General features: G+C 67.0%; 29 protein-coding genes and 1 tRNA gene. 10 read left to right on the top strand and 20 right to left on the bottom strand.

What is annotated here, in order from left to right; genetic code table 11:
• Nucleotides 1-52 precede the first annotated feature (52 nt).
• The gene (locus tag E1H18_RS23360) at nt 53-2,386 is read right to left on the bottom strand and encodes a TonB-dependent receptor (protein WP_172273573.1); all 2,334 of its coding nucleotides are present in this window, start codon (nt 2,384-2,386) and stop codon (nt 53-55) included.
• Between the two features lie 698 nt (nt 2,387-3,084).
• Between E1H18_RS23360 and E1H18_RS26990 the strand changes: the two genes are divergently transcribed.
• On the top strand, nt 3,085-3,186 hold the full coding sequence (locus tag E1H18_RS26990; protein WP_241736161.1) for a hypothetical protein: 102 nt from the start codon (nt 3,085-3,087) through the stop codon (nt 3,184-3,186).
• 75 nt (nt 3,187-3,261) lie between these two features.
• Here E1H18_RS26990 and rnc read toward each other — a convergent pair whose 3' ends face one another.
• The 5 genes from rnc to pyrE all read right to left on the bottom strand — a co-directional run bounded on the left by rnc (nt 3,262) and on the right by pyrE (nt 6,691).
• Entirely contained in the window at nt 3,262-3,957 is a 696-nt protein-coding gene (rnc, locus tag E1H18_RS23355; RefSeq protein WP_172273570.1) for a ribonuclease III, read from the bottom strand.
• 21 nt (nt 3,958-3,978) lie between these two features.
• Nucleotides 3,979-4,818: a signal peptidase I gene (lepB, locus tag E1H18_RS23350; RefSeq protein WP_172273567.1), complete on the bottom strand. Its 840-nt coding sequence runs from the start codon at nt 4,816-4,818 to the stop codon at nt 3,979-3,981.
• Nucleotides 4,819-4,944: 126 nt separating this feature from the next.
• Nucleotides 4,945-5,349: a holo-ACP synthase gene (acpS, locus tag E1H18_RS23345; protein WP_172273564.1), complete on the bottom strand. Its 405-nt coding sequence runs from the start codon at nt 5,347-5,349 to the stop codon at nt 4,945-4,947.
• A complete protein-coding gene (locus tag E1H18_RS23340; RefSeq protein ID WP_172273561.1) occupies nt 5,346-6,101 on the bottom strand; it encodes a pyridoxine 5'-phosphate synthase in 756 nt (251 codons plus the stop codon). The genes acpS and E1H18_RS23340 overlap by 4 nt, the downstream gene beginning before the upstream one ends.
• Before the next feature lie 5 nt (nt 6,102-6,106).
• Entirely contained in the window at nt 6,107-6,691 is a 585-nt protein-coding gene (gene pyrE / locus E1H18_RS23335; RefSeq protein WP_172273684.1) for an orotate phosphoribosyltransferase, read from the bottom strand.
• Nucleotides 6,692-6,773: 82 nt separating this feature from the next.
• Here pyrE and E1H18_RS23330 point away from each other — a divergent pair, with 82 nt between their 5' ends.
• Entirely contained in the window at nt 6,774-7,184 is a 411-nt protein-coding gene (locus E1H18_RS23330) for an NUDIX domain-containing protein (RefSeq protein ID WP_172273558.1), read from the top strand.
• On the opposite strand, the gene E1H18_RS23325 is transcribed toward E1H18_RS23330, so the two are convergent.
• The 5 genes from E1H18_RS23325 to folK form a co-directional block, all read right to left on the bottom strand.
• Nucleotides 7,181-8,272, bottom strand: a complete 1,092-nt coding sequence (locus E1H18_RS23325) for an alpha/beta hydrolase (RefSeq protein WP_172273555.1) — start codon at nt 8,270-8,272, stop codon at nt 7,181-7,183. The two genes, E1H18_RS23330 and E1H18_RS23325, sit on opposite strands and share 4 nt — an antisense overlap.
• 77 nt (nt 8,273-8,349) lie before the next feature.
• Nucleotides 8,350-10,428, bottom strand: coding sequence for a bifunctional (p)ppGpp synthetase/guanosine-3',5'-bis(diphosphate) 3'-pyrophosphohydrolase (locus E1H18_RS23320; RefSeq protein ID WP_241736178.1), 2,079 nt, complete (start codon nt 10,426-10,428; stop codon nt 8,350-8,352).
• Nucleotides 10,429-10,679: 251 nt separating this feature from the next.
• Entirely contained in the window at nt 10,680-11,039 is a 360-nt protein-coding gene (gene rpoZ / locus E1H18_RS23315) for a DNA-directed RNA polymerase subunit omega (RefSeq protein ID WP_172273552.1), read from the bottom strand.
• A gap of 144 nt (nt 11,040-11,183) precedes the next feature.
• Nucleotides 11,184-11,783, bottom strand: coding sequence for a YdeI family protein (locus E1H18_RS23310; protein WP_172273549.1), 600 nt, complete (start codon nt 11,781-11,783; stop codon nt 11,184-11,186).
• Between the two features lie 42 nt (nt 11,784-11,825).
• Nucleotides 11,826-12,314, bottom strand: coding sequence for a 2-amino-4-hydroxy-6-hydroxymethyldihydropteridine diphosphokinase (gene folK / locus E1H18_RS23305; protein ID WP_172273546.1), 489 nt, complete (start codon nt 12,312-12,314; stop codon nt 11,826-11,828).
• Between the two features lie 49 nt (nt 12,315-12,363).
• On the opposite strand from folK, the gene E1H18_RS23300 reads away from it, so the two are divergent.
• Together E1H18_RS23300 and E1H18_RS23295 are read left to right on the top strand one after the other, a co-directional pair.
• Nucleotides 12,364-12,960 (top strand): NYN domain-containing protein, encoded by a 597-nt coding sequence (locus tag E1H18_RS23300; protein ID WP_172273543.1) that lies wholly within the window; start codon nt 12,364-12,366, stop codon nt 12,958-12,960.
• A 1-nt stretch (nt 12,961) separates the two neighbouring features.
• Entirely contained in the window at nt 12,962-13,639 is a 678-nt protein-coding gene (locus E1H18_RS23295; RefSeq protein ID WP_172273540.1) for a uracil-DNA glycosylase, read from the top strand.
• Here the strand turns inward: E1H18_RS23295 and E1H18_RS23290 are convergent.
• From E1H18_RS23290 to glpK, 3 genes are all read right to left on the bottom strand, one after another.
• A complete protein-coding gene (locus E1H18_RS23290; protein WP_172273537.1) occupies nt 13,636-14,034 on the bottom strand; it encodes a hypothetical protein in 399 nt (132 codons plus the stop codon). The two genes, E1H18_RS23295 and E1H18_RS23290, sit on opposite strands and share 4 nt — an antisense overlap.
• 424 nt (nt 14,035-14,458) lie before the next feature.
• Nucleotides 14,459-15,121, bottom strand: coding sequence for an RpiB/LacA/LacB family sugar-phosphate isomerase (locus E1H18_RS23285; protein ID WP_172273534.1), 663 nt, complete (start codon nt 15,119-15,121; stop codon nt 14,459-14,461).
• A gap of 132 nt (nt 15,122-15,253) precedes the next feature.
• On the bottom strand, nt 15,254-16,744 hold the full coding sequence (gene glpK, locus E1H18_RS23280) for a glycerol kinase GlpK (RefSeq protein ID WP_172273532.1): 1,491 nt from the start codon (nt 16,742-16,744) through the stop codon (nt 15,254-15,256).
• Between the two features lie 154 nt (nt 16,745-16,898).
• Between glpK and E1H18_RS23275 the strand changes: the two genes are divergently transcribed.
• The 3 genes from E1H18_RS23275 (at nt 16,899) to E1H18_RS23265 (ending at nt 19,398) form a co-directional block, all read left to right on the top strand.
• Nucleotides 16,899-17,984 carry a DUF2336 domain-containing protein gene (locus tag E1H18_RS23275; RefSeq protein WP_172273678.1) on the top strand — a complete coding sequence of 362 codons (1,086 nt, stop codon included), beginning with the start codon at nt 16,899-16,901 and terminating at the stop codon, nt 17,982-17,984.
• Between the two features lie 57 nt (nt 17,985-18,041).
• On the top strand, nt 18,042-18,824 hold the full coding sequence (locus E1H18_RS23270) for an NAD kinase (protein ID WP_172273530.1): 783 nt from the start codon (nt 18,042-18,044) through the stop codon (nt 18,822-18,824).
• A gap of 91 nt (nt 18,825-18,915) precedes the next feature.
• Nucleotides 18,916-19,398, top strand: a complete 483-nt coding sequence (locus E1H18_RS23265; protein ID WP_172273528.1) for an Hpt domain-containing protein — start codon at nt 18,916-18,918, stop codon at nt 19,396-19,398.
• Here E1H18_RS23265 and E1H18_RS23260 read toward each other — a convergent pair.
• The 3 genes from E1H18_RS23260 to folD are packed head-to-tail and all read right to left on the bottom strand — an operon-like array spanning nt 19,395 to nt 22,069.
• Nucleotides 19,395-20,801 carry a D-arabinono-1,4-lactone oxidase gene (locus E1H18_RS23260; protein ID WP_172273526.1) on the bottom strand — a complete coding sequence of 469 codons (1,407 nt, stop codon included), beginning with the start codon at nt 20,799-20,801 and terminating at the stop codon, nt 19,395-19,397. The two genes, E1H18_RS23265 and E1H18_RS23260, sit on opposite strands and share 4 nt — an antisense overlap.
• A gap of 15 nt (nt 20,802-20,816) precedes the next feature.
• Nucleotides 20,817-21,176, bottom strand: a complete 360-nt coding sequence (locus tag E1H18_RS23255) for a cytochrome c5 family protein (RefSeq protein ID WP_172273524.1) — start codon at nt 21,174-21,176, stop codon at nt 20,817-20,819.
• Complete coding sequence (gene folD, locus E1H18_RS23250) at nt 21,176-22,069, bottom strand: bifunctional methylenetetrahydrofolate dehydrogenase/methenyltetrahydrofolate cyclohydrolase FolD (protein WP_172273522.1); 894 nt, start codon at nt 22,067-22,069, stop codon at nt 21,176-21,178. The genes E1H18_RS23255 and folD overlap by 1 nt, the downstream gene beginning before the upstream one ends.
• A gap of 157 nt (nt 22,070-22,226) precedes the next feature.
• Between folD and E1H18_RS23245 the strand changes: the two genes are divergently transcribed.
• The 3 genes from E1H18_RS23245 (at nt 22,227) to arfB (ending at nt 23,208) form a co-directional block, all read left to right on the top strand.
• Nucleotides 22,227-22,301 (top strand) — tRNA-Thr (locus E1H18_RS23245).
• Nucleotides 22,302-22,327: 26 nt separating this feature from the next.
• Nucleotides 22,328-22,789, top strand: a complete 462-nt coding sequence (locus E1H18_RS23240) for a YaiI/YqxD family protein (protein ID WP_172273520.1) — start codon at nt 22,328-22,330, stop codon at nt 22,787-22,789.
• Complete coding sequence (gene arfB / locus E1H18_RS23235) at nt 22,786-23,208, top strand: alternative ribosome rescue aminoacyl-tRNA hydrolase ArfB (protein ID WP_172273518.1); 423 nt, start codon at nt 22,786-22,788, stop codon at nt 23,206-23,208. Before E1H18_RS23240 ends, arfB begins: the two co-directional genes overlap by 4 nt.
• A gap of 6 nt (nt 23,209-23,214) precedes the next feature.
• Here the strand turns inward: arfB and E1H18_RS23230 are convergent, their stop codons facing one another.
• From E1H18_RS23230 to E1H18_RS23220, 3 genes are all read right to left on the bottom strand, one after another.
• The gene (locus E1H18_RS23230) at nt 23,215-23,742 is read right to left on the bottom strand and encodes a MarR family winged helix-turn-helix transcriptional regulator (RefSeq protein WP_172273515.1); all 528 of its coding nucleotides are present in this window, start codon (nt 23,740-23,742) and stop codon (nt 23,215-23,217) included.
• Nucleotides 23,743-23,944: 202 nt separating this feature from the next.
• Complete coding sequence (locus E1H18_RS23225) at nt 23,945-24,166, bottom strand: hypothetical protein (RefSeq protein ID WP_172273675.1); 222 nt, start codon at nt 24,164-24,166, stop codon at nt 23,945-23,947.
• Nucleotides 24,167-24,249: 83 nt separating this feature from the next.
• Nucleotides 24,250-24,753, bottom strand: coding sequence for a GcrA family cell cycle regulator (locus tag E1H18_RS23220; RefSeq protein ID WP_172273512.1), 504 nt, complete (start codon nt 24,751-24,753; stop codon nt 24,250-24,252).
• Between the last annotated feature and the right edge of the window lie 174 nt (nt 24,754-24,927).

Raw genomic sequence — 24,927 nt, 5'->3', positions numbered from 1 at the left:
CCTCCCGCCTTGCGGCGGAAGGGGCTGCTCCAGATCTCTCGAAGAGAAGCGATCAATAGCGGACCGAGAACTCCACGCCGTAGGTGCGCGGCGTGTTGAAGTTGCCGTAATCGCCCAGCGTGGCCCGGTTGGCCGGGTCGCGACGATAGACATATTCCTCGTTCAGCAGGTTGCGCGACCACAGCGACATGGTCAGCAGCGCGCCTTCCTTGACCTGCACGTCGGCCAGCGACAAACGGGCGTTGACGATGAACGACTTGTCGTTCTTGACGTCCGTCTGGTCGAAGGTCTGGGTCGCGTCCGAGTAGTTGGCGTCGACATGGCCGCGGAAGGTCGCGTTCCACAGCGGCGCCTCGTAGTCGGCCGAGACGCTGCCGGCGTTCTTCGGCGTGAAGACGATGAACACGGGCTGGACCACGCCGCTGAACGGGTTGCGGGTCGGCGGCACCTTGGTGTCGGTGTAGGCGTAGGCCGCCGACAGGGTCAGGCCTTCGGTGACGCGCAGGGTGCTCTCGACTTCCAGGCCCTTGATCTTGGTGACGCCCGGGGCGTTGATCGTTTCCAGCGTGTTGCGGGTCGACGAACCGGTCACCGTCACCAGGCTGAAGTCGATCTGGCTGCCCGTGCGATCCATGGCGAAGGCGGCCACGTTCAGGCGCAGGCGGCGATCGAACAGGTCGGTCTTGGCGCCGATCTCGTAGGCCTTGACCTCTTCCGGACCGAACTGGCGATAGGTCAGCGAGCGCGAGCTGGCGCCGCCGGCCCGGTAGCCGGTCGAGTACTTGGCGTAGAGGTGCATGTTCGACGAGGCGTCGTAGGCCACCGTCACCATCGGGTCGAACCGGTCGTTCTTCTGGGCGAAGGTCAGGTTCGTGGCGACATTGCTGACCATGTACAGCTGGCCAGTCTTGTCGTCCCAGGTGTAACGGCCGCCGACCGTCAGGTGCAGGGCTTCATCCAGCATGGCCGGGGTGTAGGTCGCCTGGCCGTAGACGGCGTAGCTCTCGGCCTCGGCGCGCGAGGCGCGGTCGATCGAGCGCGAGCCGCGGATGGTCGGGGCCGGATCGTTGATCGTGTAGCCCGTGCCGTCGGCGTTCCAGCGGTTGGTGCTGGGGGTGGCGGCGTCGTCGCTGGCGTTTTCGTGGAAGTAGTAGAGGCCGGCCACGTAGTCGATGCGGTCGGTGCTGCCGACGGCCTGGAACTCCTGGCTGAACTGGTGTTGCCACAGGCCCGCCAGGCTGTAGCGGCTGAAGTTGGTGTTCGGCGAATAGGCCGGGATGCGGTGAGCGCCGCCCGAGTTGTCCCACTGGTCGACGTCGACTTCGCGATAGGCGGTGATCGAGCGCAGTTCGAGGTTGTCGTTGACCTCGTACTTCAGGTTCAGCGACACGCCGTTGGTGTTGTCGACGCTCCACTGCTGCGGCACGCCGATGTCGGCGACCGACATGCGGTCCGTGCCGGACTTGACGATCGACGGCAGCGGACGGATCTGACCGGCCGGCAGAGTCCCCGTAGCCGGACCGACGACCAGGTTGTTGGGGTTGTAGCCCAGCAGCTGGCTGTAGAACGGCGTGTTCTTGTCCTTGCCGATGTCGGCGGCGAGGTCGGCCTGGAACTTGTCGGTCGGACGCCAGCGGACCTGGGCGCGCAGGCCGCGGCGGTCATAGGCGCCCCAGCCGATGCTGCCGGGCAGCGGGTTCTTGGTCACGGCGTTCTGGCGTTGCAGCGCGCCATCGATCTTGAACGAGAAGTCGCCGACCGAGGGCAGGTCCAGGTGCATCTCGGCGTTATAGGCGCCGTAGTTGCCGACGCCGGCCGTGGTGCGCAGGCCAAACTCGCCGGTCGGGCCGCGGGTGACCATGTTCAGCGCGCCGCCTTCGGTGTTGCGGCCAAACAGCGTGCCTTGCGGACCTTTGAGGACTTCCAGGCGCTCGATGTCCAGCAGCGCGGCGCCCAGGCCGTGCTGACGGCCCAGATAGACGCCGTCGACATAGACGCCGACGCCCTGCTCGCGGGCAGGCTGGTTGGCGTCCAGCGGAACGATGCCGCGAATGCCGATGGTCAGAGCCGACTGGCGGGCTTCGAAGGTGGCGACGCGCAGGCCGGGAATGGCGCCGTCGGCCAGGTCCATCAGGCTCTGGACGTGGCGAGCTTCCAGGGCCTTGGCGTCCAGCAGCGAGATCGCGATCGGGGTTTCCTGCAGCTTGGTTTCACGACGGGTCGCGGTGACCGTCACGTCGCTGAGCGCGGTGGGGCCGTCCGGCGTTTCGGCCGTGGCGGGCGTGGCGTCGGCCGGCGCGGTTTCGGCGGCGAAAGCCGTGAAGGGCGTCGCCAGAATGGCGGCCGTGGCCAGCAGATAGGCTCGTGATTTGAGAGACGTCTTCATTGTTCTTGATCCCCTGAAGAGGGGTCGAGACCTACGAGCGCCGCGTGAAGCGTATTTCGCACATTCTTAAATGTTTCAAATAAGTTTCACGAAACGGAGACTTCAAACGCGCGCTTGGATCGCACATCAACTCCACACGATCTCCACAATTCATCCAGCGACATGGCTTGGCCGCTTCACGCGGCAATCCGCTGAAGTTTGCTGGGGAGGCGACGGAGCGGCCGGGCGAACCCGGAGACCGTAAGGTTTGTTTGTGTTTCGGCTCGCGAGTCCGCTCCGCCAGGTTGTTCTTGTCCGTGAGGGCGGAGGGCGTGGGCCTTATCGGCCCGGGACTCCAAGAACCCCCGGACGGGCGCAGAGCAAGTCGATCGGCTACATCCGTCTCGACCCCGACGCTCCACGATAGGCGGCTTTGAACGTTCACCGCCCTGTCGATCCGCTGAAGGCTTGATCCCGAACAGTCTCGTCACCCGTACGCGCTCCTAAAGAGTAAGCCGCACGACCTGACCAAACCGTTCGGGAGCCATCAGCGGCCCCGCTCAACCTATCCCCGCCGCCGCTTTGGGCCGGATCCAAGCGCCCTCCCCTTGCGACGGGGACCAGGTGATTATGGGGCAGGGCTGAGCGCGGATCATTCAGCGGGGTGAAAAATCGACAAGCGATTGATTTCGTTTGATCTGAGATCGTGAACGCCGGGGATGGAGACCCGCCGACGCCCGTGCTGGCCCCTCCACCGCCGTTCGGCGGTCCCCCTCCCCCAAAGGGGGAGGAGAGATGAAGCCCCGGCAAGCGGCGCGTAACTCTCCGCCCCGCTTGGGGGCGGACAGACTTCGCGAAGCGAAGTCAGGTGGGGGCCTGTGCTGAGCCGGCCGCTCCTACCCCGCCCCTTCGCGCTCCAGCAGCGCCTTCGCCGCAGCCTTCTCGGCCTCTTGCCGCGACTTGCCCTTGGCGACGGCCGGATCGACGCCGACGACCGTCGCCTCGACCGTAAAGACCGGCGCATGGTCCGGCCCGGTGCGGTCCAGCACGCGATAGGTCGGCAGCGGCCGGCTCTTGCCTTGCGCCCATTCCTGCAGCGCGGTCTTGGGATCGCGCGGACGTCCCTCGCCGGCCTTGTCGAACTCATCGGCCCACAGCGCCAGGAACACCCGGCGCGCAGCGTCCAGACCGCCGTCCTGATACAGAGCCGCCATCAGCGCCTCGGTGGCGCCGGCCAGGATGGATTCGGTCTCGCGACCGCCGATCTTGCTGGACGAAGCCGACAGGCGCAGCGCACCGCCCATCTCGGCGGCGCGGGCCACCCGGGCGCAGGTCTCGCGGCTGACCAAGGCGTTCAGGCGCGGCGCAAGCTCGCCTTCCTTGGCCTTGGGGAACCGCTGGGCCAGGGCCTCGGCGGCCAGCAGGCCCAGCACGCGGTCGCCGATGAACTCCAGCACCTCGTTGTCGCGGACCTTCTTGGCCCCATCCCCGACGCTGGCGTGCGTCAGGGCGCGTTCGAGCAGTTCGCGGTCCTTGAACTGATGGCCGATGCGGCGCTCGAGGTCGCCGACGGCGGCGACCCGTCTATCCATTTTGCCAGAAACCCAGAAAGATCACTTGAGCACGTGGAAGAAGCGGCTGGGACGGGCGTTCAGGAACCAGGTCCAGGGCTTGAACAGGCTGGCCTCGGCGTTCCACGACAGCAGGATGATCTGGGCGCGTCCGACCAGGTTCTCCTCGGGCACGAAGCCGACGCCGACCTCGTCGCCGATGTACTGGTCGAGTTCATAGTCCCACTTGCAGGCGCTCTCCTTGAACGGCGAGACGCCCGGATCGAAACGGCTGTCGGCCGAGTTGTCGCGGTTGTCGCCCATGAAGAAGTAGCAGCCGGTCGGCACGGTATAGACGCCGGTATTGTCGCCGCGGCTGTCGGGACCGTAGTCCTGGGTCGCGTACGGACGGCCTTCCGGATTGGTTTCCTCGAAGCGCTGGACCTGCTGGGTGAAGCCGTAGCCGGTGTCGACCAGCGCCGGAGCCATCGCCTTGCGCGGCAGTTCCTTGCCATTGATGTAGACGACGCCGCCGCGGATCTGGACCTTGTCGCCCGGCATGCCGATCAGGCGCTTGATGTAATCGGTGCGGTTATCGCGCGGCAGCTTGAAGACGATGATGTCGCCGCGAGTCGGCGCGCGTCCCAGCAGGCGGCCCTTGATGATCGGCGGGCTGAACGGGATCGAGTGCTTGCTCCAGCCGTAGCTGAACTTCGACACGATGATGTAGTCGCCCTGATAGAGATTGGGCTCCATCGAGGCCGACGGGATCGTGAACGGCTGGAACAGCAGGACCCGCAGCACCAGGGCGATGCCCAGCGCGTAGGCCACGGTCTTGATGATCTCGATGAACTCGGCGACGGCGCCCTTGTCTTCGGGCGGCGTGATGTCGGCGTCGGTCATGGGCCCCGGGGCTCTGGAATGGTCGGTCGAGAGACCGTCGTCTCCGCCTTGCTAGACGGGCCGAAGGCTCGGAGCAAGTCGAAGGGACGGCTTAGCTTGCGCTCGTGGCGCGACAATGGCGCCGCTTCAACCGGCGACGGGCAGCGCTTCGATGATCACGAAGGCCTGGGCGTAAGGATGATCGTCGGTCAACGACAGGTGGATCACCGCTTCCATGCCCTCCGGCGTCATCTCTTTCAGGCGCTCCAGCGCGCCGCCGGTCAGGGCCAGGGTCGGCTTGCCGGACGGCAGGTTGACCACGCCCATGCCCGCCAGGTGCACGCCGCGCTTCAGCCCCGTACCCAGCGCCTTGGAGCAGGCCTCCTTGGCGGCGAAACGCTTGGCGTAGCTGGAGGCGCGGTCGGGCTTGCGCTCTGACCGCTTGCGCTCGATCTCGGTGAAGACCTTGTTGGTGAACCGCTCGCCGAACCGTTCGAGGGACTTCTCGATCCGGCGGATGTCGCACAGGTCCGAGCCGATGCCGATGATCATGCGGCAGCCTCCAGGCGCGCTGCGTCCATCAGGATGCGCATGCGCTGGATGGCCTGCGGCAAGCCAACGAAGATCGCCTCGCCGATCAGGAAGTGACCGATGTTCAGCTCGGCCACTTCGGGGATGGCGGCGATGGGCTTCACCGTCGCGTAGTCGATGCCGTGGCCGGCGTGGACTTCCAGGCCAAGGCTGGCGGCCAGGGCCGCGCCCGTCTTGAGACGTTCGAGGATGGCCTCAGCCCGTTCGACATGACCTTCCCGGAAGGCGTCGCAATAGGCGCCGGTGTGCAGTTCGACGACCTGGGCGCCGGCGGCGGCCGACGCGCGGATCTGGTCGGGGTCGGCCTCGATGAACAGCGAGACCCGCGCGCCGACGGTGCGCAGGCGGGCCGTGGCGTCGGTGATACGGTTCTGGCCCTTCACGACGTCGAGGCCGCCTTCGGTCGTCACTTCCTCCCGGCGCTCGGGCACCAGGCAGGCGGCGTGCGGCTTGGCCCCAAGCGCGATGCCGATCATCTCGTCGGTGACCGCCATCTCGAAGTTCAGCGGCTTGCCGCGCTTGTGGCACAGGTCGGTCAGCACGGCGATGTCGGCGTCGCTGATGTGCCGGCGGTCTTCTCGCAGGTGCGCCGTAATGCCGTCGGCCCCGGCGGCCAGGGCCAGCTCTGCGGCCCGGACCGGCTCGGGATAGGAGGAGCCGCGGGCGTTCCGGATCGTCGCCACGTGGTCGATGTTGACGCCCAGACGCAGCATGGCGATCAGCCCTTCAAACGGCGGGAGCCGGGATCCTCGATCGGGATCGCGGCCAGTTCAGGCGGCAGGGCGTCGGCCGGATAGGCCGGCACTTCCAGGCTGCACAGCGAGATCAACGGCACGCCGACATCGACCTTGCCGCCCGAGCGGTCGACGATGCAGGCCGCCGCGATGACGTCACCGCCGGCGTCCTGGATCGCCTGGATGCATTCGCGCGACGACAGGCCGGTGGTGACGATGTCCTCGACCATCACGACCTTCTGGCCGGGCTCGAGGTGGAAGCCGCGACGGAACTTGAAGCCGCCAGCCTCGCGCTCGACATAGATCGAGGCGACGTTCAGGTGGCGAGCGGTCTCGTAGCCCGGAATGATGCCGCCGACGGCCGGCGAGACGGCGACGTCCGGCTGGCCCACGGTGGCGATGATCTTTTCCGCCAGGGCCTTGCACAGGCGCTCGCAGCGCTCGGGGCGCATGAACACCAGGTTCTTCTGCAGGAACACCGGGCTGTGCAGGCCGCTGGACAGCACGAAGTGGCCTTCGCGCAGGGCGCCGGCGGCGCGGAATTCGTCGAGGACGTCGTCGTTGGTCATGAACCACGGATATAGAAGCACGAACCTGAGTCTTCAAACGCCGCCTTGCCTCCTCGGCGCGTTTCGGGCTTTACACCGGCTCATGAGCGAAGAAATCCAGCGCCCTCGCGTCGGCTGTGGCGCGGCCATCCTCGACGACCAGGGCCGGCTGCTGCTTGTCAAGAGGGTCAAGAACCCCGAAGCCGACCACTGGGGCGTACCCGGCGGTAAGCTGGATTGGGGTGAAGCGGCTCACGTCTGCGCCGAGCGCGAGACCCAGGAAGAGCTGGGCATCGTCGTGAAGGCCGGCCGCCTGCTGTCGGTCACCGACATGGTCGCCGAAGACTACCACTGGGTGGCCATCACCTATCTGGCCGACAGCTTCGAGGGCGAACCGACGATCCTGGAAGACCACGCCCTGCACGACTGGGGCTGGTTCGCCCTGGACGCCCTGCCCTCGCCGATGACCGCCGGCGCCCTGGACGCCGTAGCGGCGCTGAAGGCCAAGCCCTAGACCAGCGCCGTCTCGATCCGCCAAACCCGCCGCTCGTGCACCCACAGGCGACCGGGGAACGCATCGATCTCGGCGCCGGCGATGGTCAGCTCGATATCGCTGACCACTGCGCGACTGCCGACATAGTAGCTGTGTTGGATCTTCGGATCGGCGACGTCCGCAACTCGCCGGCAATCCACCAGGGCCACCTTCTTGGGCAGCAGGTCGATCAGACGCGGGCCGTCTGCGCCCAGACGGTCCGGATTGGTCTTGGTCTTGTCCGAGATCCAGAGCGCCTTGTCCTTGGGATTGAAATAGACCGTCACCCGCTTGCCTAGGCGCGGCAGCGGCTTCAGCTTGTGGTCGTGCTCGAAGGTGTCGTCGTCCTCGTCCGGCGACGCCAGCAGGATCTGGTCGAAGATTCGCAGGACGCCATCGGCCTCCTTGGCCAGAAGCGCCTGGACGCCCTGGCGCAGCACATAGGCGCCCATGCTATGGGCCATCAGGTGGATGCCCCGGTCGCAGAGCTGCGACGGCAGCCCGGCTTTCACCCGCTCGGCGTCCGCCTTGTGCAGCTGGACCAGAAAGTCTCGCAGCTTGAAATAGGCCCGCGCCACCGCCGGTCCCGAAGCCCGCGCGTCCTCCCGGTCGCTGTAATAGGACATCAGCGGAACAGCCGCGCCGTCGGACGGCCAGCTGAAGACGACGACATTCATCGGCGCCCCGTCGCCGAGGCCCTCCAGAGGTCGCTTTCTGATCTCTCGCGCCAGGCGAGCGCCGGCCTCCATCGCATCGTTGAACGACACGTTGAAGCCGTGGATGAAGACCAGCGTGTCATGGCCCGAGCACATCGACTGACGCAGGGCCTCCAGCAAGCGGCCTCCGCCCTTGTGCGGGTCGAACTCGGCCTTGGCGTCAGGATCGCCCTTGGCGTCCTCGTAGACCGTGACCGCTGATGCCTGCAGGGCGTCTGCGCCGGCCTCGAAATCGACGTGGCCGAACCTCAGCGCCGCGACGCCGTCCGGATTGAACCGCGGTCCGAACACCGACTGGGCGCTCTGCGGCTGGTGATTGCGATTGGTCGCAAAGTACACGCGCACAGCCGTCATGGTCGTCTCCCCCTGACTTAACGACAGCCGGAGAATACACCCTTAACGAGAACTTAACAACTATGCAGCCCGAAGGCTCAACCGCGCGTTCGGTCTACCGTCTCGACCGACGGACAGGCGCGCAAGGCGGCCTGGATATTGGTCAGGTGCTTGGCGTCGCGGACCTCGACATCGATGTCGGTGTCGAAGAAGTCGCTCTGCCGGTGGTGCATGCGCAGGTTGACGATGTTGCCGCCGGCCTCGCCGATGATCGTGCAGACCAGGCCCAGCACGCCCGGCGCGTTCTGGATCGTGGCGTGCAGGCGGGTCAGCGAGATGGTCGAGCGCTCGGCCTCTGGCGTCCAGTTCAGGTCGCGCCACAGCTCTTCCTGGTCCTCGAACTCGGCCAGGCGCGGGCAGTCGATGGTGTGGACGTCCAGGCCTTCACCGTCTTCGCGCAGGATGCCGACGATGCGGTCGCCCGGCACCGGGCTGCAGCAATGGGCGAAGTGCAGCGAGACGCCGGGGGTCAGGCCGCCGCCGCGCACATAGAGCGTGGCGTTGGCGCCGCCCTCGATCCGGCGACGGGCCGTGGCGGCCTCGCGGTCGGAATCCTTCATGCCCGGATAGGCCGTTTCCAGCACCTGGCTGGGCGAGACCCGGCCGCGGCCGACGGCGTCGAACAGGGCTTCCTCGGTCTCGAGAGCGAAGCGCTCCAGGATCGGCCGCAGCGACACGTCCTTCAGCTTCTTGCCGGCGCGCTCGAAGACCTGTTCCATCGACGCCTTGCCCAGGCGCAGGAACTCTTCCTTCTCGGTCTGGCGGATGTGACGGCGGATGGCCGAGCGGGCCCGGCCTGTCACCGTCAGCGAGCGCCAGTCCGGCGGCACCACGGGCTTGGAGCCGCGCACCACCTCGACCACGTCGCCATTGATCAGCGGGGTGCGAAGGGGCTTCAGCTCGCCATTGATCTTCACGCCGATGCAGGTGTCGCCCACGTCAGTGTGGACCGCATAGGCGAAGTCCAGCGGCATCGCGCCCCGCGGCAGGCTGACCAGCTTGCCCTTGGGGGTGAAGACGAACACCTGGTCGAGGAACATCTCGAGCTTGGCGTGCTCGACCAGTTCTTCAGAGTCGCCGCCATGCTCCAGCACCTGGACCAGCTGGCGCAGATTGGCCAGCGGGTCGCGGCCGCCAGCGGCTTCCATGCCTTCCAGATCGAGGCCGTACGAAGCGTCCTTGTAGCGGAAGTGGGCGGCGACGCCCTCTTCGTTGACGCGGTCCATGCTCTCGGTGCGGATCTGCATCTCGATACGCATGCCGCGCGGACCGACCACGGTCGTGTGCAGTGAGCGGTAATTGTTCCGCTTCGGCGTCGAGATGTAGTCCTTGAAGCGGTCGGGCACGCTGGACCAGGCCCGGTGCACGACGCCGAGAGCGCGGTAGCAGTCTTCCTCACTGTCGACGATCACGCGGAACGCGTAGATGTCGGCCATCTGCGAGAAGCCGATCGATTTGCGCTGCAGCTTGCGCCAGATCGAATACGGCGACTTCTCGCGGCCGAACACGCGGGCCGGCAGGGTGGCCGACTCCAGGCGCGCGGCGATCTCCTGGCTGACCAGGGCTACCGCCCCGCCCTGCTCCTCGCGCAGCGCGTCCAGCCGCCGCTCGATGGCGTCGCGGGCGACCGGATTGGTGTGCTGGAAGCTGAGCTCCTCCAACTCGACGCAGATCCGGTGACAGCCGATGTTGCGGGCCAGCGGCGCGTAGATGTCGCGGGTCTCGCGGGCGATCCGCTCGCGTTTCGCCTGGTTCTTGATGAAGTGCAGCGTCCGCATGTTGTGCAGACGGTCGGCCAGCTTCACCAGCAGGACGCGGACGTCCTTGGAGATGGCCAGGATGAATTTGCGCAGGTTCTCGGCCTGGCGCATGTGCTCGGCCTGGAGTTCCAGCTTGGAAAGCTTGGTCACGCCCTCGACCAGCTCGCCGATCTCCTCGCCGAACAGCTTGGCGATCTCGTCCTTGGTGACCGGGGTGTCCTCGATCACGTCGTGCAGCAGGGCCGTGACGATGGTCGCGGTGTCCAGGCGGTACTCGGTGAGGATGCCCGCCACCTCGATCGGGTGGGCGTAGTAGGGATCGCCGCTGGCCCGGGTCTGCGAGCCGTGCATGCGCATGGCGTAGACATAGGCGCGGTTCAGCAGCGCCTCGTCGGCCGTCGGGTCGTAGGCGTGGACCCGCTCGATCAGCTCGTACTGGCGAAGAAACTTGGGGCGCGGCTTGGGGGCCGGCGGCTCGACGGCCGTGGCGGGAGCTTGAGACGAAGACGCGCCCGATTCGGCCCCGACAGGAGCAGAATCTGGCGCGCGTTCGGGGGAAGCGGTCGGTTCGACCGCCTCCAAAGTCAGAGGGTCTGCGCCTTCGGGGCTCAGTACCGCTCCTCCTGGCCACCGTCGCGGTCGCTCTGCAGAGCGCGGACCAGTTCCAGCTCGCTCATCTGCATGTGGCTCGGATCGGCCAGCAGGGCCAGGGTCTCGGCCTCTTCCTCGGCTTCGGTGTGCTCATCGACGCGTTGCAGCGTGGTGATGAGGTGTTCCTTCAGGCCTTCGTGGTCGATCACGTCGTCGGCGATCTCACGCAGGGCGACAACGGGGTTCTTGTCGTTGTCGCGGTCGACCATCAGGGCGGCGCCGGCGGAAATGGCGCGGGCGCGGTGCGCCGAGAGCAGGACCAGCGAGAAACGGTTCGGAACCTTCTCGACGCAATCTTCGACGGTGACGCGGGCCATGAGTTCCTCGGGCTGCGGTTGCTATCGCAAAATAGGCTCCCGTGCGGCGACACGCAACGCCGCGCACGATCTTCCAGCTTTCGCGAGGGGGCGCTTATGCCCGCTTCGGGTGGCGAAGTCCAGCGTCGCCATGCGACGCGGGGTTCAGCGCAGCTTTTGGGGATAGATCGTCTCGCCGCGCGCCAGCATGGCGACGAAGGTCTCGATCTTCTTCTGACGTCCGGCCGGCGTCTTCATGTTGTGCGTGCGAAACGCCAGGGCGAAGCGGTTCTGCTCGGTCAGCCGCCCCAGCATCGCCTTGGCCTCGGGGTTGACGTCTATCGCGGCCTGCAGGTCATCGGGGATCTTCATGCCCTTGCCGCTGCCATAGGCGCGGTCCCACCGGCCGTCAGCCTTGGCCGCCTCGACCTCGCGCAGGCCGTGCGGGGTCATCCGACCTTCCGCGATCAAGCGCGCGACATTGGCGACGTTGATCTGGCTCCAGATGCTCTTCCTGGTGCGTGGGGTGTAGCGTTGCAGGTAGCTTTGAGCGTCGAAGCTCTTCTTGACCCCGTCGATCCAGCCCCAGCACAGCACCACGTCGATCGCCTGGACCGGCGTGATCGATGGCAAGCCGGACGCAAGCTTGTGGATCTTGATCCAGACCTCGTCCTGCCGGTCGTGATGGTGCGACAGCCAATCGTAGAAGGCGTCCGCGTCCGCGAACTCGCGAACATGCGCCGGATTGACGTCGATGGCGGCCATCATTCGGCTCCCTGAATTTTGGCCTGTCTATCCCTCCGCGCGTCAGGTCCTGGCAGTAGGGCGCGCATCGCGGCCGACCGTCGAGGTCGCGGCCAGACGGAAAGCCGACTCGCCGGTGACCGGATGGATCCAGGCCGAGGCCAGCTCGGCCAGCGGCCCCATCACGAAGAGCCGTTCGTGAGCGCGCGGGTGCGGCACGACCAGATTACTGTCCAGCACGGCCCGGCCGTGAGCGATCAGGTCCAGGTCCAGGGTGCGGGCGGCGTTGGCCTCTCCCCTCGCCCGCCCGAACTCGGCCTCGATACGGTGCAGCGCCGCCAGGGTTTCAGCCGGCGAGAGGTCGGTGTCGACGATGGCCACGCCATTCAGATAGCCCGGTCCAGACGGATCGGGCCAAGCCGCCGAAGCCCACCAGGACGAGCGGGCCACGATCTCCAGTCCCGCTTGCGGCAAGGCCTCCAGCGCCGCTTCCAACAGCGCCTCGCGACTCGTATAGGCTCCCGGCAGATTACAGCCGAGCGCCACGATCACGGCCTCGTCCAAGTCATTTCGAGCGACCTGATTTTTCAAGGGATTTTCCGTGACCTTCTATCCGAGCGAACGCCTCGCCCTGTTCATCGACGGGGCCAATCTCTATTCCGCCGCCAAGTCACTGGGCTTCGATATCGACTACCGCAAGCTGCTCGACGAGTTCAAAAAGCGCGGCGTCCTGATCCGCGCCTACTACTATACCGCGATCGCAGAGAACGACGACTATTCTCCGATCCGGCCGCTGGTCGACTGGCTGGACTATAACGGCTTCACGATGGTGACGAAGCCGGCGCGCGAATTCACCGACAGCCAGGGCCGCAAGCGCTGGCGCGGCGACATGGATATCGAGATCGCCGTCGACATGCTGCAGCTGGCCGAGACCGCCGACCACCTGGTGCTGTTCTCCGGCGACGGCGACTTCCGCGCCCTGGTCGAGGCCGTCCAGCGCAAGGGCCGCCGCGTCACCGTGGTCTCGACGATGAAGAGCCAGCCGCCGATGACCAGCGACGACCTGCGCCGTCAGGCCGACAACTTCGTGGATCTGGCCGATCTGGGCGGCATCATCGGCCGTCCGCAGCGGGTGCAGCCCCGCCAGGTGGTGGACACCCGCACCCCGGCCGAGCGCGAAGCCGAGGACGAGTACTAGGATGCTGCAGCACTCCAACATCGTCGGCGAGACCGTCCCCAATCCCGCCGAACCGCCACGCGACTGCCCGCTGTGCCCGCGCCTGGTGGCCTATCGCCAGGAAAACCGCGACCTCTATCCCGACTGGTGGAATGGTCCCGCGCCGTCGTTCGGCGATCCGAACGCGCGGCTGCTGGTCGCGGGCCTGGCTCCCGGCCGCAAGGGCGCAAACCGCACGGGCCGACCGTTCACCGGCGACTATGCCGGCACGCTGCTCTACGAGACCCTGATCAAGTTCGGCTTCGCCACCGGCAAGTTCGAGGCTCGCCCCGATGACAGCCTCAAGCTGGTCGGCGCAGCCGTCACCAACGCCGTCCGCTGCGCCCCGCCCGGCAACAAGCCCGAGACCTCTGAGGAGAACAACTGCCGCCCCTTCCTGAAGGCGCGGCTGGACATGTTCCCCAAGCTGCAGGTCATCGTCACCCTGGGCGACGTCTCGCGGCGCAATGTGCTCAAGACCCTGGGCCTGAAAGCCTCGGCGGGCGTTCCCGGCCACGGCTCGGAGTTCCAGGCCGGCCCCTATCGGGTTTTCAACAGCTATCACTGCTCGCGGCTCAACACGAACACCGGCCGCCTGACGACGCCGATGTTCGAGGACCTGTTCGCCCGGGTGAAGGCCTACCTGGACGAGAACCCCTAGCGGGTCCGGCTGGCCGTGCGGATCGCCTCCGCCAGCTCCTGGCGATCCTGGTCGTACTTGGTCGTCTTGGGCAGCAGGCCCGAGAAGGCCTGCAGGTACTGGACGTGACTGATGAGCCTGGAGTGATCCTGGATGGCCTGCGCGCAGCCGCTCAGGACATATTGAGGCAGGCTCATCCCCGCCAGGTCGGGCCGAACCTCAGTCTTCGTGAAGACCGTGACGCGGTGCTCGACCTCCTTGTCGGAGCGCGAGGACGTGCAGAGCGTGGTCTCGGCGCCCTGCTCGATCTTGGCGAAGCGGACATACTTGTCAGACGGCGGCGCATCGTTCTGGGCGGCGATCAACATCGCCTCGGAGACCTTCTGGCCTTTGAAGGCCAAAATCCGCCGGGCCATTTCCCGCTCCCCCTCGGCCTGGACCTCGGGCCTGGGCTCAGAGAGGCCGCTCTTGGCCTGTGCAGTCCTCACCTGAGAGAAGGTTGGCAGGACCTCCTGAGCCGCCCCCGCGGGCTCCGGAGCCGCGAGCTTCGGCGCGCTCGGAGGCGGGACTTTCCCAGCATGCGGCAGCAAGAACCACGCGCACAAGAACACCGCGCCAAACACGCCGCCGCCAAGGGCGAGATTTCCAACACCGCTCATCTGGCGCCTCAAAAACTCGCCCCAAGGGTGATGTGAGAGTCTTTATAAACCGAGAAGCGATCCGCGATTTCAGGCCCAGGGGTGCGGTAGAGGCCCAACAGAAAAGCCCTCCGGCCATGACGACCGGAGGGCTTTACTTCAGGCTGACCGCGCCTCTGACGAGGCGCGGCCTTGCTTAGCCTCAGGCGTTCTCGAGAACGCGCGAGTCGGCCAGCACGCCCTTGATGTAGTCGCGGATGCCTTCGTCCTGGGCGTTGGCGAAGAAGTACTCTTGGAACTTCTCACCGGCGATGGCGGCCTTCAGCAGGTCTTGATCGACGTTCTTCAGGACGGTCAGCATGTCGTTGCAGGTGACTTCCTTCAGGCCCTTCAGGATGCCGCGGTTCTTCGCCATGATCTCGGCGCGCTCCTTGGGGTAGCCCAGGCCGCGCTCGCCTTCGAACAGCTTGCGATAGACGTCTTGCAGGTTCAGCTCGGCCGCCCAGCCGAAGCCCTTGGCGTACGGCATCGAGATGGCGTTGCCGTCGTTGATCTGGCCGAACAGGAAGGCGTCGGTCGGGTCGATGACCAGGCCGCAGAACACGCCCGGCATCGCGTTGCAGGCGAGCATGGCGCCCATGCCCGTGCCGCAGCCGGTGACGACGAAGTCGGCGGCCTTCGAGTTCAGCAGGATGGCGGCCAGCAGGCCGTTCATCACGTAGGTCAGCGAGGCCTTATCTTCGGCGGTGTACATGCCGTAGTTGAACACCTGATGGCCCATGGGCTCGGCGACGGCGGTCAGCGCGGCGTGAATCGTTTGATTCTTGGCGGCTTGGCTGTTCTCGGTGATCAGGGCGATCTTCATGGGGTGTTCCTTATTACGCGCGGGGCGGCGGGCGCCGGTTAGACGCGCCGCCGGGTGATGTCTAGAGCGATCTGCTCGCGTCGCCACTTCCCTTAGGTCAGTTACACAGATTTTGCGACAGTCTTGGCGCCCCTACGATCGCACCCGCGGCACGGCGTCCAGCCAGCGGGCATAGGCCGCCTCGCGGGCGTGCTCCTTGATCGAGGGCGACAGGGTCTCGGCCGCGGGGCTGACCTCGGCGGCCTCTTCGACCGAGGCATAGAGCCCCGCCCCAACCCCTGCAAAGAGGGCCGCGCCCAGGGCGGTCATCTCCTGATAGCTGGCCCGGCGCACGTCGATGCCGGTCAGGTCGGCCAGGCGTTGCGAGAACCAGGCGCTCTTGGACATGCCGCCGTCGATGCGCAGTTGCGCCGCCTCGCCAAACGCGGCTGGCGCATCGGCGCGCATGGCCTCGATCAGGTCGCGGCTCTGCAGGGCGCAGGCGTCGAAGGTGGCCGCGGCGATCTCGGGCAGGCCGGCGTCTCGGGTCAGGCCGAAGACCGCGCCGCGCGCGCCGGCGTCCCACCAAGGCGCCCCCAAGCCGGTGAAAGCCGGCACCACGACGACGCCGTGATCGGCCTTGGCCGCTCGGGCAAGGGCCTCGGCGGCGCGCGGACCGCCGGTGATGCCCAGCCCCTCGCCCAGCCATTGGATGGCCGCCCCGGCCACGAAGATCGAGCCCTCAAGGGCGTAGGTCGTCTTGCCGTTCACCCGCGCCGCCACCGTGGTCAGCAGCCGCGAACGGGAGACGGGGCGGTCTTCGCCGGTGTTGATCAACATGAAGCAGCCGGTGCCGTAGGTGGCCTTCATCTGGCCGGGCGCGACACAGCCCTGCCCCATCAGCGCCGCCTGCTGGTCGCCAGCCACGCCGCGGATCGGGATCTCGCGCCCCAGGATCTCGGCTTGTGACGAACCGAAGTCGTCGACGCAGTCCAGCACCTTGGGGAGCAGCGCCGCCGGCACGCGCAGCAGGTCAAGCATCTCGGTCGACCAGTCCTGCTCGGCGATGTCGAACAGCAGAGTGCGCGAGGCGTTGGTGGCGTCGGTGACATGCTTGGCCCCGCCGGTCAGCCGCCAGATCACCCAGCTGTCCATGGTCCCGGCCAGCAGCCCGCCCGCCTCGGCCCGCGCCCTCGCGCCAGGGACCTTGTCGAGGATCCAGGCGATCTTCGTGCCCGAGAAGTACGGGTCCAGCAGCAGGCCGGTGACCTCGGTGACACGCGGTTCGTGACCTTCGGCCTTAAGCTTGGCGCAGACCTCGGCCGTGCGGCGGTCCTGCCAGACGATGGCCGGATGGATCGGACGGCCGGTGGCCTTGTCCCAGATGACCACCGTCTCGCGCTGGTTGGTGATGCCGATGGCGGCGACATGCTCCAGACGGCCCGAGGTCTCGACCGCCTCGCGCAACACCGCCACGCAGGCGGCGTAGATCTCCTCGGCGTCGTGCTCGACCCAGCCGTCGCGCGGATAGCTCTGGCGCAGCGGACGCGTGGCTTCAGATAACGGCTTGCCGGCGCGGTCGAACAGGATGGCCCGCGTGCTGGTCGTGCCCTGGTCCAAAGCCAGAATGAGGTCTTGAGCCATCGACGCGTCCTCCACTGCAGCTTGCGACATTTCGACGCCGCTACCCTTGACTGGTTTAAGCATGTTTTCATTTGAGGACGGCAAGGTCATCCTCATTCGGGTCTTCCGGATTCGTGGAGGCGGGATCATTCCAGCCGTCGAGATCGCTTCGCTCCTGAAGCTGGCCCGCAGCCGCGAGGCCGGCGATCGCGAGCGTTTGCTTACCGGGATCATTGACCTCTGCGAGGAGGGCCAGGCTCGCGGCGAGCCGACCCATCCCGACGTCCAGGCCCTGCTCAACTCCATCTTCATGACGCTGGTGGTCGAGGCCGAGCGCGAGATCCGCCATCGCCTGGCCGAACGCCTGGCCGACGCCGAATGGGCGCCGTCGGCGCTGATCAACATCATGGCGCTGGACGAGATCGAGATCGCCAGGCCGATCATCGCCCGCAGCGCCGTGCTGCAGGACCACGACCTGATACGCCTGCTGGTCCAGGCGACGCTAGAACACCAGATCGAGATCGCCCGCCGCCCCCGCCTGCGCGCCTCGGTGGTCGAAGCGATCATCGACCGCGACGAGCCGGCCGTGCTGACCGCCCTGGCCTCGAACGAGACCGCCGACATTTCGACCGACGCCATGGGCAAGCTGGTCGACCGGTCTCGCGAGGTCGTCGCCCTGCGCTCGCCGCTGGCCCGCCATCCGCGCCTGTCCGAACAACTGGCCGAGCAGCTCTATCTGCTGGTCGGTCGCGCGCTGCAGGACGCCCTTGAAGCCCGCTTCCACCTGGACCCGGTTCGCATGCAGGCCGCCGTGGCCGACGCGGCCAAGGCCGCCCATCACGGAACCGCAGAAGGCCAGGTCGCCGCCGTCGGCATGGACGAGGATCGCGAGGAGATGGAGCGCTCGTTGATCGAGAAGCTCGACTCCGCCGGCCAGCTGCGCCCCGGCTATCTGCTGCGGGTCCTGCGCGAAGGCCGGCTGCAGCTGTTCGTCATGGCCCTGGCGCGCCTGGGCAAGTTCGAATCCGCCCAGATCCGCCGCGCCATCGACAGCGGCCGCCCTGAACTGCTGGCCCTGGCTTGCTCGTCCATCGGCATCGACCGCAGCGTCTTCCCGACCATCCTGGAGCACGTTCGCCAGCTGAACGGCGGCCGTCCGGGCGGCGGGGAGGAAGGCGTGCGCCGCGCCGCCAGCGCCTTTGGCCCATTCACGCCGGACATCGCTGGCATGGCCTTCCGCCAGGCCGTCGGGCAAGCCTGATCGGGCGCCTGACAAGCTCCCTTTGACAAGCTGGCGAGCTTCCCGCCACTTGGCCCCATGTACCAGCCTCAACCCTTCGTGACTCGCCTGTCGTTCCGGGCCAGCGACCGGCCCGAGGCCATCGAAGCGCGCGAGCGGCTGGCCGCCCGCTATGGCGACGTCGGCGACGAGAACGCCCAGGTGATCGTCGCCCTGGGCGGCGACGGCTTCATGCTGGAGACCCTGCACGAGTCGATCGCCAGCCAGACGCCGATCTACGGCATGAACCGCGGCTCGGTCGGCTTCCTGATGAACGAGTACTCGGAAGACGACCTGCTGGAACGGATCAACGTCGCCGAGCGCGCCGTCATCCACCCGCTGGCCATGGTCGCCATCGACGCCCGCCGCACCCAGCACCGCGCCCTGGCGATCAACGAGGTCTCGTTGCTGCGCCAGACCCGCCAGACCGCCAAGCTGCGCATCTCGATCGACGGCAAGGTGCGGATGGGCGAGCTGGTCTGCGACGGCGCCCTGCTGGCCACGCCGGCCGGCTCGACCGCCTACAACCTGTCGGCCCACGGCCCGATCATTCCGATCGACGGCCAAGTGCTGGCCCTGACGCCCATTTCCGCTTTCCGCCCCCGCCGTTGGCGCGGTGCCCTGTTGCCGCAGTCATCCCGCGTCACGTTCGAGATCCTGGAAGCCGACAAGCGTCCGGTCAGCGCCGTGGCCGACAACTTCGAAGTCCGCGACGTCATCGAGGTCCACATCTCCGAAGACCGCGGAACGTCGCTGTCGATGCTGTTCGACGCCGGCCGCAGCCTGGAGGAAAGAGTTCTGGCAGAACAGTTCTCGGCCTGAGGCAACGGGTCGCAGTGAAACTTGCGTCTCATCCAATATTAACGCCTGTCGAGTTATCTGATTCCCAACTAACGCCGCTGGGGAAGCGCCCGTGACGAACAAGACCAACGCCGAGGTCATCCAGGTTCCGAACATGCTGAAGCTCAAGGTCGGCGGTCGAGGCGGCATCGACATGGCCGCCATCGCCAAGGCCGAAGCTGCGCTGAAGAGCCTGTCGGGCAACTTCGCTCAATGGCTGGACGACGAGATCGTCAAGCTGGAAGCCGCCCGCCAGGGTGTTCGCGCCGAGGGCCTCAACGCCCAGACCGTCGAAACCCTGTACCTCCGCGCTCACGACCTGAAGGGCCTGGGCGCCACCTACGAGTTCCCGCTGATCACCCGCCTGGCGGCCTCGCTATGCAAGCTGATCGACGATCCGGACACCCGCCTGTCGGCGCCGATGTTCCTGGTCGACGCTCACATCGACGCGATCAAGGCCTGCGTCCGCGACGACATCAAGGTCGACACCCATCCTGTGGGCAAGGCCCTGGTCACCGAACTGGAAGCCCGCGTCGCCGACTATCTCGGCGCCTAGAGCACGCCAAACAGCCCCTTCAGATAGGGGTTGAGCATCCGGCCGTCGGGATCCAATTCCCGGCGGACCGCCAGGAAGTCCTTCCAGTTCGGATAGATCGCCTCCAGCTGCCCCGCCCGCAGGGTGTGCAGCTTGCCCCAGTGCGGCCGGCCGTCGTAGCGGCGGAAGATCGGCTCGATCAGCTGATACAGAAAGCTGAAGTCGTCGCGGTAATAGGCGTGCACCGCCACCGAGCCGCGCGGCCCGCCCTGGAACGGCGACAGCCAGGCGTCGTCCTCTGCGATCCGCCGCACCTCGATCGGGAAGAAGACGTCCGGCCGCTCCCGCTCGATCGCCCGCATGACCTCGGCCAAGGCCTTGAGCTGGTTCTCGACCGGCAGGTGGAATTCCATCTCGTTGAAGCGCACCGGCCGCTCGGTCGACAGCAGCTTCCAGCCCTCGTCGACGGCCGTCTCGGGTTTGGCGGTCGACATCAGCGCCTTGGCCGCCGCCTTGCGCAGCGGCGTCGAGAAGCCCAGCAGATTGCGCAAGCCCCGCAAGGCCTGCAGCAGCTCGGTGTCCTGGTCGGGCCCGCGCGCCTCGACGGCATCATCAGTTTCGTCGTGGCTGATCCCGGCCGCCAGTCCCGTGAACGGCACGGCGAAGAACTCGAAATTGCGGTGCTGGGCCCAGCGCGCCTCGGCCTTGTGCATGGCCTCGTCGAGCGGCTCCAGCCAGACGTTGCGGCGCAGCCGGCGGTTGGCGGCGGTGCGCATCCGCACCTGGGTGATCACGCCGAGCGCGCCCAGCGACACCTTGGCGGCCTGGAAGATCTCGGGGTTGGACCTTTCGTCGGCGTCGATCACCCGCCCCGACGGCGTGATCAGCCTGAGGCCCGTGACATCCGCGTGCATGGCCGGGATCTTGGCGCCGGTTCCATGAGTGGCCGTGCCCAGCGCCCCGCCCAGCGACTGCTTGTTGATGTCGGGCAGGTTGGGCAGCGCCCGCCCCTTCTGCGCCAGGGCCGGGCCCAGCGCGCCCAGCCGCGTGCCGGTGCGCACGATCGCCTCGTCGCCCTCCCAGCCGATGATGCCGGCCATGGCGTCCAGCGACACCAGCGCGCCGTTGGTCGGGGCAAGGCCGGTGAACGAGTGGCCCGCGCCGACGGGACGGATGGGCGCTTGAGCGACCTTCAGCATGGTCGCCAGCTCAGCCTCGTCCTTTGGGGCCAGGCGCGCAGCGGGATAGGCGTGCTGCACGCCCGACCAGTTGCGCCACAGCATCTTGCCCTGAGCGTCGACCGAGGCGGGAGACGGCGGTTCGGGCTTGTCTCCGGTGGCCACCACATAGGCCGCGCCCGCGCCGCCAGCGACGACCACAGCGCCGGTCCCACCGGCGATCAAGGCTCCGCGTCGTGAGATCATGCCGCTCCCCAAGGTCTAGGTCGCGGAATCTTCTCGTCCCGCCATGAAACGTATCAGGGCCTCGAAATCGCCCGGCGTGCAAGTCGCGCACTGGCCGGTGGCCGGCATGGCGTTAAAGCCTTGGATGGTGTGATCCAGCAGCACGGCCTCACCCTGTTTCCAGCGCGGATCCCAGGCTGCACGGTCATGGACCAGCGGCGCGCCGGTCTCGGGAATCGCATGGCAGGCGTGGCACGAGGTCTCGTACAGCGCCGCCAGCCGCGCATCGGCGGGGCGAAGAGCCAGAGCCTGCTCCGGCGTGGGAGCCGGCGGCGGCTTGGCCCCACAGGCTGAGACAAACAGGGCGAACGCTGCGAAGACGAACGCCCGGCTCATCAGGCGACGCCCGAGATGCGCTTGGCGGCCGTCAGCGTATTGGCCAGCAGGCAGGCGATGGTCATCGGTCCGACTCCCCCCGGAACCGGCGTGATCGCGCCGGCGACCTCGCGAACTTCGTCGAAGGCGACGTCGCCGACAAGCCGGGTCTTGCCGGCCGCGGCGGCCTCCGGATCGCGGGCCGGGAAACGGCTGATGCCGACGTCGATGACCACGGCGCCCGGCTTGACCCAGTCGGCCTTGACCATCTCGGCCCGGCCGACGGCGGCCACGACGATGTCAGCCTGGCGTACGATCGACGGCAGGTCCTGGCTGCGCGAGTGGGCGATGGTCACGGTGCAGTCGGCGGCCAGCAGCATCTGGGCCATAGGCTTGCCCATCAGGTTCGAGCGGCCGATGACGACGGCGGTCTTGCCCTTCAGGTCGCCGATCACGTCCTTCAGCAGCATCATGCAGCCCAGCGGCGTGCACGGCGTCAGGGCCGGCAGGCCGCTGGCCAGACGCCCGGCGTTGGTCACGGTCAGACCGTCGACGTCCTTGTCCGGCGACAGGGCGGCTACGACGTCCATCTGATTGATGTGCGCCGGCACCGGGAACTGCACCAGCACGCCGTGGATCTTGGGGTCGGCGTTCAGCTTGGCGACCACGGCCAGCAGGTCGTCCTGGGTCGTGTCAGCCGGCAGGCGATGGGTCTCGGAGTACATGCCGGCGGCCTCGGTCTGCTCGCCCTTGTTGCGGACATAGACCTGACTGGCCGGATCCTCGCCCACCAGCACCACGGCCAGGCCGGGCGTGATGCCATGCTCGGCCTTCAGAGCGGCGACGTCGACCGCGATCTTGGCCCGGACGTCGGCCGCGAAGGCCTTGCCGTCGATGAGTTTGCCCTGGGCCATGTCGGTTCTCCTGCTTGGAGCGTCCCTAGCGGCTGGCGCGGTGACGATCAATCCTCACCCGCGACAGGAGGATTGCCGACACGTCCTGGCGCCATTCACCACCTTGCCGTCCGCGCGCTCAAACGGCATAAGCCCTGACCTCGGGTCACTGACCCATGCCGGCGTAGCACAGCGGTAGTGCAGCGGTTTTGTAAACCGAAGGTCGGGAGTTCGATCCTCTCCGCCGGCACCAGTCTTCCTTATCCAGGCTTTTGCGCGATGACCGCCATCCTCTTCATCGACGCTGACGCCTGTCCCGTGAAGGACGAGGCCTACAAGGTCGCCGCCCGTCATGGCTTCAAGACGTTCGTGGTGTCCAACAGCTGGATCCGCGTGCCGCAGACTCCCGTGATCGAGCAGATCGTGGTCGAGGCCGGTCCCGACGTCGCCGACGACTGGATCGCCGAACGCTGCGGTCCGGGCGACGTGGTGGTCACCAACGACATTCCCCTGGCCGACCGGGTGCTGAAGGCTGGCGGCGCGGCGCTGGCCCCGAACGGACGAGTCTTCAGCCACGACATGATCGGCTCGGCCCTGGCCTCGCGCTCGATCGGCGAGCACATGCGCTCGATGGGCGAGGTCACCAAGGGCCCCGCCGCCTTCGCCAACGCCGACCGCTCGCGCTTCCTGCAGGCGCTGGACCAACTGGTGGTGAAGGCCAAGCGGGTCCCGCCTCGATGATCGAGATCACGTCCTGGCTCCGGATCGACGAGGACGAGCTGGTCTGGAAGGCCACCCGCGCCTCGGGTCCCGGGGGCCAGCACGTCAACAAGACCTCGACCGCGATCGAGCTGCGGTTCGACGTTCGCAACTCCCCCGCCCTGCCCGAGGACGTCAAGACACGGCTGGAGAAGCTGGCTGGCAGCCGCCTGACCCAGGACGGCGTGCTGATCCTGTTCGCCCAGGGCTCTCGCTCGCAGGAGATGAACCGACAGGACGCCCAGGCGCGGCTGGTCGAACTGATCCTGCGCGCCACCGAACGGCCCAAGGCGCGCAAGGCGACCAAGCCGACCTATTCCAGCAAGCTCAAGCGGCTGGAGACCAAGACCAAGCGAGCGGGCGTGAAGTCCGGGCGCGGCCGGGTGAAGTTCGACGACTGAGCGACCTCAGACCAGCTCCGACGGCGCGGGGGTCGAGAACGCCAGAACATCCTGCTTCCAGTCGGGCTCGACGATCAGGCCCGACAGCATCTTCTGCAGATAGCCGGTCATGGCCGCCTGCTCCTCGGCCGTCAGGTTCGAGCAGATGTCGCGATTCAGCGGACGGATTTCGGCGCGGATGGCTTCGAGCAGCGTACGACCGGTGTCGGTGAGGCAGACGACGACGATACGGCGGTCGCTGGGCGAGGCCGCGCGCGCCACCAGACCATCGGTGATCAGGCTGTCGATGGCGCGGGTCAGGGTCGTGCGGTCGGTGGCGGCCAGCTTGGCCAGGCGCGTCATCGACAGGTCGCCGAAACGGCGCAACGAGATCATCGCCACCCATTTGGCGAACGTCAGACCATGCCGCGCCAACAGATCGGCGGCCATCGCCCGGCGATGTTGCTCGGTCTGGTAGAGCAGATAACTCAGGTAGCTCGGCAACGGCAGCGCGTGCTCGTCGACCGGCCCGCCGCCCTCAAACCCCTCGCCCATCTTGGTTTCCGTCCCCCAGAAGCGGCGCTGTGTGTGTCATAAGGTTAACGCCAACGCAATCTGTGCGCCTGCGACGGAAACGAAAAACCCCGCGAAAGGCTTCGCGGGGTCATCCATTTCAATTTAGACGAGAATTGACTGACGCAGCAGGCGATTACGTCAGCAGTCTCGCCAAAATGTCACCTATCCGACTCTCCGCCTGTCAGGCTGCGACGGCGGCGGCCTCGCGGTTGCGGTTGCGGCCACGGGTCAGCCAGTCGTCGGGATAGGTCTCACGCACGGTGATCGACTTGAACTGGGTCACCGGGATGCGGGCATGGTCACCGGGGTTGAGATCGCGCGACACCGAGTGGCCGGCGAACTCCTCGATGATGGTGATCACTTGGCTGCTGCCGGCGGCGTTCTCGATCAGGACCATGTTCATCGCATTGAGGGGAGCGGTCATGGGGGTTCGTCTCGGTGATCTCGAGGGAATGGGAAGGTCGTGAAAGGTCGTCGAAGGCCAGGTCAGCCCAGGCTGGGCTGCACCCGCTCCTTCAGGCCGCGCAGGGCCCAGGCCTCGACCGACTTGGCCGAGCCGCCGTTGCGATGGGCGCCCTGGCTGTGCTGCTCGCAGTAAGAGCCGCGGCGGGTCAGCTTGGGGCGGCCGCAGAAGCCGAATTCGTCGCTGTCGGGATGGCCGATCGGCCAGCGGCAGGAATGGGCGCCCAGGCCCAGGATGCCCGAGGTCGGCAGCATGTCTTCCTCGATGCGCTCGAAGCGCGGGGCGACGTGGGGGGCGGCCGTGGTCTCACGGGCGGGACGCTGGCGGGCCACGATGCGCGACGGGGCGCGGACGGTGGTGATGCGCTGGCGAACCGGGGTGTCGCGGACGGTGATGCCCAGACGGTGCACCTTGCCGATCACCGCGCTGCGGCTGACGCCGCCCAGTTGGCGCGCCACCTGGCTTGCGCTGAGGCCTTCGAGCCACAACTTCTTGAGTGTGGCGGTACGTTCTTCGCTCCAGTCCATGATCGTCTCTCGTGCCCTGCTCGGAGCCAGCCCGCTCCGTGGAGAAATGGGTAGAATTTATGGTTAACGCACGTCAAACGGTTATGTGCAGACCCACGGTTTGCATTTCCACTTTTCGTGAAGAGAATCAGCTAGCTACCAGCAATTGTCGCAGAGCCCTGCCGGAGGCCCGGT

This window comes from Caulobacter sp. RHG1, assembly GCF_013181195.1.
GTDB lineage: Bacteria > Pseudomonadota > Alphaproteobacteria > Caulobacterales > Caulobacteraceae > Caulobacter.
The sequence above is the reverse complement of the archived record's forward strand: the minus strand, read 5'-3'. Positions and strand labels throughout refer to the sequence as shown.